We start from the raw sequence: 8,549 nt of genomic DNA on the forward strand, positions 1-8,549 counted from the left end.
AATTAGTTATTAAGATTTTGTCAAATCAGTTGAATACGATTTTCTGGAAATTTCTAACAGAAAAAGACCAAAATATTGGTCAGGAACAACTTGAAGAGGTTGTTTATCAGCGCTTGCAATTGGATTTGCCAAAAAACATCAAAAAGACGCTATTTGGATTGTTTAGTTCTATTGCTTATTCAGATTCAGGAAAAGAAAAATTATACCGAATATGGAATAAAGAAGATGTTATCACTAATTTAAAATTAAATGAAGATGATTATACAGGTATAGCTATGAATTTGGCTATATTTAAACATCAAAAAGCAGATGAAATTCTAAGTAAAGCAAAGTTAGCTATTAGTAATCCAGATAAGCAAAAGAGATTTGAGTTTTTACTCCCTTCCCTGTCAAAAGATGATTCTGTTAGGGATGCATTTATGTTGTCTTTAAAGGAGGATAAAAACAGAGAAAAAGAAACTTGGGTTTCGTCGGCTTTAGCAAATATTCATCATCCGTTACGTCAGGAAAGTGCTAAAAAGCATCTTCGTTTTTGTTTGGATTTAGTCACAGAAATTCAGCGTACAGGAGATATATTTTTTCCGAAAGATTGGCTTAATGGTACAGTTGGAAGATATTCGTCAAGGGATGCTTATGATGTAGTAGGGACATTTTTGAAAGAAAATCCTAGCTTTAGCCCAATATTAAAGAGAAAGTTATTGCAGGCCACGGATGACTTGTACCGTGCGCAAAAAATAAAAAAATAAACCGAATGAAGATTGAATCGCAAATAGAGAAGATTTCTAGTTTTCAGCATCTTGAGATGTTGGCTAACCAAGTTGTGGAAGGTTTTATTTCGGGGATGCATAAAAGTCCGTTTCATGGTTTTTCAGCGGAATTTGCAGAGCATAAGGTGTATAATGTTGGCGAAAGTACAAAGCATATCGATTGGAAGCTGTTTGCTAAGACAGATCGATTGTATGCAAAGCGATTTGAAGAAGAAACCAATTTACGTTGTCATTTAATTATAGATAACTCAGCATCGATGCATTACCCAGATTTAAATTCAGGTCAATCTTTTTATGAAAATAAAATAGGCTTTTCTGTTTTGGCATCGGCAGTTTTGATGAATATCTTAAAGAAACAACGAGATGCAGTAGGCTTGAGTGTGTTTTCGGATAGTTATGAATATTATGCGCCTGAAAAGGGAAGTGATCGCCATCATAGAATGCTGCTTAATAAATTAGAAGAGCTTCTGGAGAAACCTAAGACGAGTAAAAAAACAGATACGATTACCTATTTGCATCAGATAGCAGAGAAAATCCACCGACGCTCGATGATTATTCTTTTTACAGATATGTTTCAGTCAGAAAATGAAGAATTGTTGTTTAATGCGCTACAGCATCTTAAACATAATAAGCATAAAGTGGTTTTGTTTCATGTGATAGATAAGGAAACAGAAGTAAAATTTGACTTTGATAATGCGCCACGTAAATTTATCGACCTCGAAACTGGTGAGGAAGTAGCTGTTTTCGCAGATAATGTGAAAGTGGAATATGAAAAAGAGGTAGAAAGCTATTTCAAAAGATTGGCTTTAACCTGTGCGCAAAACCGAATTAAAGTACGTTCCTGTTGCAGTAGGTGAAAATTTTGAAAAAATATTAACTACTTATTTGGTTGAAAAAACAAAACTTTGGCTAATAAGTCGAAAAATAATTTGAAATAATTTACAAAAAGGCTTGCAGAAACGAAATTCTATACTATCTTTGCAACCGCAATAACGCAGAGGTTTGGTAGTTCAGTTGGTTAGAATACATGCCTGTCACGCATGGGGTCGCGGGTTCGAGTCCCGTCCAGACCGCAATATTGGGAAAAGCCTTTCTTTATAGAAAGGCTTTTTTGCCCAAATACGGTATCTAAAATTAGTTGTGTTGTTTGGTCGGCCTTGTAAGCTGACCGGGTTTAGTAGTTAGACCAATGAAAAGCTTTCCACTTTTGTGGATGGCTTTTTTGATTTAAGCCCATTTTGGTTTAGGTGTCTAACCTGAAAATTAACCGCAGAGAACGCAGTTCCGATAGCTATCGGATACGCAAAGTCCGTAAAGTTTTAATTAAGCTTTGCGGACTTTGCGGTTAAGTTAGATTCGGTTTGAAATTTAGGGATTAAGGAAAAGGTTAGATAATATGAATAAGAAGAAATTCTAATTTTTGATCCGATAAGTTTATTCCAATTATAAGCGTAAAAGAGTTTGGCTGTTCTTGTATTACTCATTCTAGTTAGAATTGTTTGAAGTTGTAGCTTTTTTCGTTTTTCTATTTTAATAGAAATCAATGCGTTAAAAAAATAACGTTTTTTTTTCTTTAAAAAACACGAAAAAGCTTGTGGAATCACAACTTCTGTTGTACTTTTGCCCCACAATAAAGCGAGTTGGTTTGGTAGTTCAGTTGGTTAGAATACATGCCTGTCACGCATGGGGTCGCGGGTTCGAGTCCCGTCCAGACCGCAATATTAGAAGAAGCCTTTCCTAACGGAAAGGCTTCTTTATTTTATAGTAATTCCACTCCGTTTAATTATCTTCCTTATATTTATATATCGCAAAAAGTCTGTCGATATACACGTACTACAATGGAACATTCAATTTCATAAAGAACATAAGTACTATATTAAAACAGTAGATACTGATAAAAAAAGTATTTATTGTTATCATGATTTGATGGGAGAATTTAGACGTTCCGACGCATAAACATAATAAAGCACAATTTCTTTATACGGAAGGGGATGTGGTTTTTGTAACTACCGAAACTAAAACTTATTTTTTACCAGCAAGACATTTTATATGGATTCCAAGTGGAATTGAACACAGTATTCATCCAAAGTCTGAAAACGTGATGATGCGAAACTTGTACTTTCCTGTAGAGAAAGATGAAGATGTTTTTTATCAAAAAGAAGGTATTTATCCAGTTAATAATTTACTGCTTCAAATGATGCTTTTTACGAATCAGTGGAATGGTGATCTTAAAAAAGGAAGTCCGAATTTTGTAATTGCAAAAGCTATCAAAGCAATATTACCTCAAATTTGTTTAACCAATTTACCACTAGAATTGCCTTTGCCAAAAGATGCTCGCTTGAGTAAAATCTTGCGTTATGTCGAAAATAATTTAGGAGAAACGATTCTGTTTGGAGAAGTGGCACATCAATTTGGATACAGCGAGAAGTCTTTGTATCGTTTGTTTCAGAAAGACTTAGGAATGTCTTTTATTCAATATTATACAATCAGAAGGGTGTTAAAAGCTATTGAATTGCTGCTTGATCGAAAATTATCTGTAAAAGAAGTAGCAGAAGAAGTAGGTTATAGTAGTGTGCCAACATTTAGTAATACGTTTTTTAAGATTTTAGGACAGCGACCTTCGGACTATCTTAAAGGGGAAAATATTCTAAGAAAAGGTAAGTTGTAAAGTGTGAAAAGTGAATCATGCTAGCTGATTTCTAAATAAAGTCTTTTTCTCTGCTATATCTGCTGAATCTGCGTGAGCATAATTTAATTCTAAATATGAAATGGGAAGTATAATACGGAAAGCATACATGTTTTACTTTGAATTAGCTTTTTTGTTTGTAATCTTCATTAGATAGTTTGTCAAATTTTTCTTTGTTACAATGCGTTCAATTCACTTAACTATAACGATTTCCTTCGATTTAGCTGATTTTCAATTGTTAAAATTTGTCCGAAATGAATATGTTATTGACTTTTTAGAATTATCAGGCAATTATAAAATGAAAGAACTTTGCAGTGAATAAATCACACTACTTTCATGTTCCTTAAAAAATGGTTTTCGATACAGTGTTATCGTCCAAAAAAAATAGCTTTAATCCTGATTTTACTTGGGATAACTACACTACAAGCTCAGCAAATAAATCCGATTTCATTACAAGAAGCGATAAAAATTGCAAAAGAAAACAACAAAAACATTCTAAAATCTCGCATTGAGGTCGATATCTCTAAAGAAAATATCAAAGAAACCAAAGAACTTCGTTTACCTGAGATAGATTTTAGTGGAGGTTACTCTCGTGTTACAAACTTAACAGAGTTTAAAGGTGGATTTCTAAAAGACAAAGATGTAACACATACAATTCCTGAAATGTATAATATAGGAACGGCTATAAAAGTGCCACTATATGCAGGAAATAAAATAAACAATGCTATCGCAATTGCAAATCAAGAAAGCAAAATTGCTCAGGTAAAAAGTGAAAAAGCAGAGAATGATATTCAACTTGAGGTAATTGCTACTTATTTGGGAATTCAGAAAATGATGGAGCTTCAAAAAATTATTGAAGAGAATATCAAAGAGGAGCAAAGCCGACTCAAAGAAGTTCAATCATTAAAGAGTCATGGTACGATAACTAAGAATGAAGTTTTGAGAGCAGAACTTCAACTTTCGGATCGTGAACTAAATTCTTTGACAAATACGAAAAACATTAAAATTGCTCTTCACGAATTAAAAACAATCCTTCAGTTACCAGAAGAGCAAGAAATTACTATTGACACAACGACAAGTTTAAATGAAAATGTAAATCTGGATAATTATAATTTCTATTTAAATAACACGCTTCAAAATGAAGAGATGCGAATTGCACATCAAGAAATTGAAATCAAGAAGACGGAACTAAAATTAGCAAAAGGTAATTACTATCCGACAATAAACTTCTTTGGAGATTATAATTTTAAATACCCTAATTATATGTTTTTTCCACCAAATCCATATTTGTATAGTTTAGGCCAGGTAGGAATCGAAGCAACATTTAGCCTGTCGGGACTGTATAAAAACAAAACCAAAGTACATATTGCAAATTCAAAGATCGAATGGCAGAAAACCCAATCGGAAATTGTGAAAGATAAAGTTCAGGATGAATTATTTAGAAATCACACTCAATATCAAGAAATAGTTGAGAAGATTGCTGTTGTTGATAAAGCGTTAGAATTGGCAATGGAAAATTATCGCATTGTAAAATTAAAATACCTGAATCAATTGGTTCTTATAACCGAAATGGTCGATGCTGATAATGCGTTGTTGCAAGCAAAATATAATAAAATCGCAACCAGAATTGATGCCGAGATGAAACATTATGAATTGCTTCATACAGCAGGATTATTAAATAATTGAATTTTAAAAAGAGAATAAATTTTTATGGTAAAGATTAAAAATGAAACAAGAGCTAATAAGTCGTTTCATACATTGATAACAGTTATTGCGTCTGTGCTTGTTTTAAGTGGAATCGTTTTGGGAATTTGGTTTTATGTTTTTAATAAAAACCACGAAGAGACTAATGATGCTCAGGTTGAGCAATATGTTACGCCTATTATGTCAAGAATTACTGGATATGTTCAGGAAGTTCGTTATGAAGAAAATCAATTTGTTCATAAAGGAGATACGCTGTTGGTTATTGATAATCGTGAATATAAATCAAGATTAGATGTGGCTTTGGCAGATGTAGAAAGTGCTAAAAAAAATAGTGTTGTTGTCGAGAGAAATGTGGCAACAACTGCAAGCGCAACCACAATCGGGAAGTCTCAATTGGCTGCAGCCAAAACAAATCTTTGGAAAACACAACTAGAATACCAACGATATAAAGCTTTAGTAAAAGAAGAAGCTGCAACAGAGCAACAACTAGAGAAAGTGAAAGCAGATTACGAATCGGCACAGGCTCATTATCAAGAAATGAATAACCGAATCGAAACATCAACTTTAAACACATCTCAAGCCGCGGCAAATGTTCCGACTGCGCAAACAGTAATTCAGTCTAAAGAAGCTTTGGCAGATAATGCGGCCTTGTTTCTTTCGTACACCGTAATTACTGCTCCTTATGATGGATGGGTTGCTAAAAAAACAATTCAGCCAGGACAGATGATAAAAGAAGGGCAGACTTTATTATCGATGGTTAGTAAAGAAAAATGGATTACAGCAAATTTCAAAGAAACTCAAGTGCAGTTTTTAACCATTGGTCAGGAAGTCGAAATTCATGCAGATGCACTTAATGATAAAGAATTCGTGGGGATAATATCTTCGCTATCGCCTGCAAGTGGTGCGCGATTTTCATTATTGCCTCCAGATAATGCTACAGGGAATTTTATCAAGATTGAGCAAAGAATCCCAGTGAGAATTAAGTTAAAAGACACAAGTGAGCAAGCTGACTTCCTTCGTGCCGGAATGAATATAACTGTTGTAGCAGAACACAAATAACATAATGTTAGACAATACAAGCGTTTTTAAGTCATGGGTTCCTAATTGGGCAATTATTGTAATCTTGTTTTTTTGCATGTTACATTCCATGATTCTATTGGGGGTTTACTCTTCAAATGTTACTTATGCCTCAAGCTTCTTGGATATAGAGCCAGAGGATTTACAATTTTCAATGTGTGTTACTTATGGAACTTTGCTTGCTACGATATTAATAGAGAGTCGATTTTCTAAATTTTTCCCACAAAAAAATACTTAATTGCAGTATTTTGTTTGGTTGCTTTTACTATAATGTTGTCGGCTTATGTCAAGAACTTTTCGTTGTTTATTATGATAAGAATGGCAGAGGGTTTTTTGATGGCATTACCAGGAGTTCCATTAAGACAATTGTTAATTACCCGATTTAAATCTAAAAATGCAATTATAATTGGGTTCACCTTTAATTATGGGGCGCTACTATTATCATCGCCTTTTATAATGAATATTGCTGTTTGGCTTTTAGAAAATTATGATTGGAGATATATGGCGTATGGTTCAGCATTATTCCAGATTATTTGTGTTTTACTGATAATGATAACTTTTAATGATAGCCGTCTTCATCGAAAAATTCCATTGTATCAGATAGACTGGACGAGCTTTGTTTTATTACTGATAGCTATATTATGCGGAGCATATTTCTTTGTCTATGCAGAGAAAAAATATTGGTTTGAATCTTTCGAAATCCGATTTGCATTAATTGCATCACTAATCTCAACTGGCTTATTTATTTTTAGACAGTTGCATGTAAAACGACCTTGTTTTGATTTAAATGTTTTTAGATATGCTAATCTACGAATAGGTTTTCTTTTGTTTTTTCTTTTTTATATAGGTAGAGCAACACTTAATATTTGTCATAGTACGATGTTTAGTGTTTGGAATTGGGAACCGTCACGTGTAGCGCATATTCAGTTTCTAAATGTGATAGGGAATATAATTGGAATGGTTTTGGCAGCGGTTTTTCTAGCAAAGACGGTAGCATCCAGATATATCTTTATGCTTGGTTTTTTTATTCTTGCTGTATTTCATTTGTGGTTTACGTTTCTTTTTGTACCCGATATCTCCTTATCGGCAATGGCAATTCCATACATTTTGCAAGGGGTTGCGGTAGGAGTTTTATTTGTGCCGCTGGTTTTGTTTACGATGTCGTCAGTTCCAACAGGCTTAGCGCCATATTCTGGAGCAATTGGAGTTTCTGGGCGTTTTTGGGAAGTACGATAGGCTTTTGTATCATGCAAAATGCAGAGAAGTTTTTCCAGAAATCACACTTTACAAAGTTAACTCAGTTTATTGCACCCGAAAATCCTGAAACACAAAATAGGATTGCACAAACAACACAAAGTTTTGTGAGTAAAGGTTTCAATCCTGATGAAGCTAATCTTCTGGCAATGAAACAAATTTTAGGTTCAGTAACTAAGCAATCCATTTTGTTGTCTAATATGGAGATTTTTACTCTTGTCGGCTATGGGTTGCTAATTGTGGTAATTCTTTTAGGAATTAATCAGCATTTAAAACAAACATTTGATGTGTTTAAAAATAGAGTTTGGAATAGTTTTTAAATTTAAAATAATCCAACGCGATTTTGCCATACAACTGTAAGGAACAAACCGAAGAATATAATACAAAGCATAAAGTTTATAAAACTCGAGGCCAAAAGCCAATAAATGAACCCGTGGCAGCTTTTAAGGCGCGATTGTGATCTTTGTAATCGTATAGTAATTCCCCAATAAAGGCGCCTACAAATGGGCCGATAATGAATCCAAAAGGAATTGGAACAAAGATTCCTATAATTAGTCCAATATTAGTTCCCCAAATACCGTAAGAACTTCCACCAAATCTCTTGGTACCTTTGGCAGGTATAACGTAGTTTAAAATAGAAATGATAATTGTAATTGCCAGGGTAATTCCTAAAACCCAATAATTCATCGGGACAGCTTTTGTTAAATACAGCAACAATAAGCCTAGCCAACTCAAACTTATTCCAGGCAAAACAGGTAGAAAACTGCCTAAAATACCAATAATCATACATATAAAACCGAGTAACAATAATAGTGAATCCATATAATTTTTTTGTAATTTTGCGCATACAAGCTTTTAGTAAACTCGTCTATGTCTAGAATTTTGCAATTAATGTTGTTCTGTTCCTTGATTTTTTTAATCAATACAGTTATATATGCGCAAACTAAAAAACTTTCTATAGACGATCAACTACTTCAGGATAGCATTTATAAAAGTAATAAGAAAAAAGTATTAAATTTTTCAATGAAAGATTTTGATGCACTTTTTTTTGATTTTTTTAA

The 8,549-nt window shown here is 33.4% G+C and carries 7 protein-coding genes, 2 tRNA genes and 3 pseudogenes; 11 read left to right on the top strand and 1 reads right to left on the bottom strand.

Annotated features, from left to right (window positions below; genetic code table 11):
- The 10 genes and pseudogenes from AC1RYN_RS03285 to AC1RYN_RS03330 form a co-directional block, all read left to right on the top strand.
- Positions 1–746: pseudogene (locus tag AC1RYN_RS03285) on the top strand (peptidase M1); the annotation flags it as partial.
- A gap of 5 nt (positions 747–751) precedes the next feature.
- Positions 752–1,700 (top strand): annotated as a pseudogene (locus AC1RYN_RS03290) (DUF58 domain-containing protein).
- A gap of 66 nt (positions 1,701–1,766) precedes the next feature.
- A tRNA-Asp gene (locus tag AC1RYN_RS03295) sits at positions 1,767–1,840 on the top strand.
- Between the two features lie 569 nt (positions 1,841–2,409).
- Positions 2,410–2,483, top strand: a tRNA-Asp gene (locus tag AC1RYN_RS03300).
- A 277-nt stretch (positions 2,484–2,760) separates the two neighbouring features.
- Entirely contained in the window at positions 2,761–3,435 is a 675-nt protein-coding gene (locus tag AC1RYN_RS03305; RefSeq protein ID WP_481805821.1) for a helix-turn-helix domain-containing protein, read from the top strand.
- Between the two features lie 354 nt (positions 3,436–3,789).
- Positions 3,790–5,139, top strand: coding sequence for a TolC family protein (locus AC1RYN_RS03310; RefSeq protein ID WP_481805822.1), 1,350 nt, complete (start codon positions 3,790–3,792; stop codon positions 5,137–5,139).
- A gap of 24 nt (positions 5,140–5,163) precedes the next feature.
- Complete coding sequence (locus AC1RYN_RS03315) at positions 5,164–6,216, top strand: HlyD family secretion protein (RefSeq protein ID WP_481805823.1); 1,053 nt, start codon at positions 5,164–5,166, stop codon at positions 6,214–6,216.
- 4 nt (positions 6,217–6,220) lie between these two features.
- Positions 6,221–6,472 (top strand): hypothetical protein, encoded by a 252-nt coding sequence (locus tag AC1RYN_RS03320; protein ID WP_481805824.1) that lies wholly within the window; start codon positions 6,221–6,223, stop codon positions 6,470–6,472.
- A gap of 80 nt (positions 6,473–6,552) precedes the next feature.
- Complete coding sequence (locus AC1RYN_RS03325; protein WP_481805825.1) at positions 6,553–7,470, top strand: efflux MFS transporter permease; 918 nt, start codon at positions 6,553–6,555, stop codon at positions 7,468–7,470.
- An 11-nt stretch (positions 7,471–7,481) separates the two neighbouring features.
- Positions 7,482–7,808, top strand: a complete 327-nt coding sequence (locus AC1RYN_RS03330) for a hypothetical protein (protein WP_481805826.1) — start codon at positions 7,482–7,484, stop codon at positions 7,806–7,808.
- Between the two features lie 2 nt (positions 7,809–7,810).
- Here AC1RYN_RS03330 and AC1RYN_RS03335 read toward each other — a convergent pair.
- Positions 7,811–8,310, bottom strand: a pseudogene (locus tag AC1RYN_RS03335) (DUF456 domain-containing protein).
- A gap of 48 nt (positions 8,311–8,358) precedes the next feature.
- Here AC1RYN_RS03335 and AC1RYN_RS03340 point away from each other — a divergent pair.
- Positions 8,359–8,549: hypothetical protein (locus AC1RYN_RS03340; RefSeq protein ID WP_481805827.1), on the top strand; the 191-nt coding region annotated here is incomplete at its 3' end.

The sequence above is a fragment of the Flavobacterium sp. TC780 genome (genome assembly GCF_056783245.1).

Coding starts and splice junctions, on each gene's coding strand:
- AC1RYN_RS03325 (WP_481805825.1), top strand. CDS start 6,553: ATGGCAGAGGGTTTTTTGATGGCATTACCAGGAGTTCCATTAAGACAA.
- AC1RYN_RS03310 (WP_481805822.1), top strand. CDS start 3,790: ATGTTCCTTAAAAAATGGTTTTCGATACAGTGTTATCGTCCAAAAAAA.
- AC1RYN_RS03315 (WP_481805823.1), top strand. CDS start 5,164: ATGGTAAAGATTAAAAATGAAACAAGAGCTAATAAGTCGTTTCATACA.
- AC1RYN_RS03320 (WP_481805824.1), top strand. CDS start 6,221: ATGTTAGACAATACAAGCGTTTTTAAGTCATGGGTTCCTAATTGGGCA.
- AC1RYN_RS03330 (WP_481805826.1), top strand. CDS start 7,482: ATGCAAAATGCAGAGAAGTTTTTCCAGAAATCACACTTTACAAAGTTA.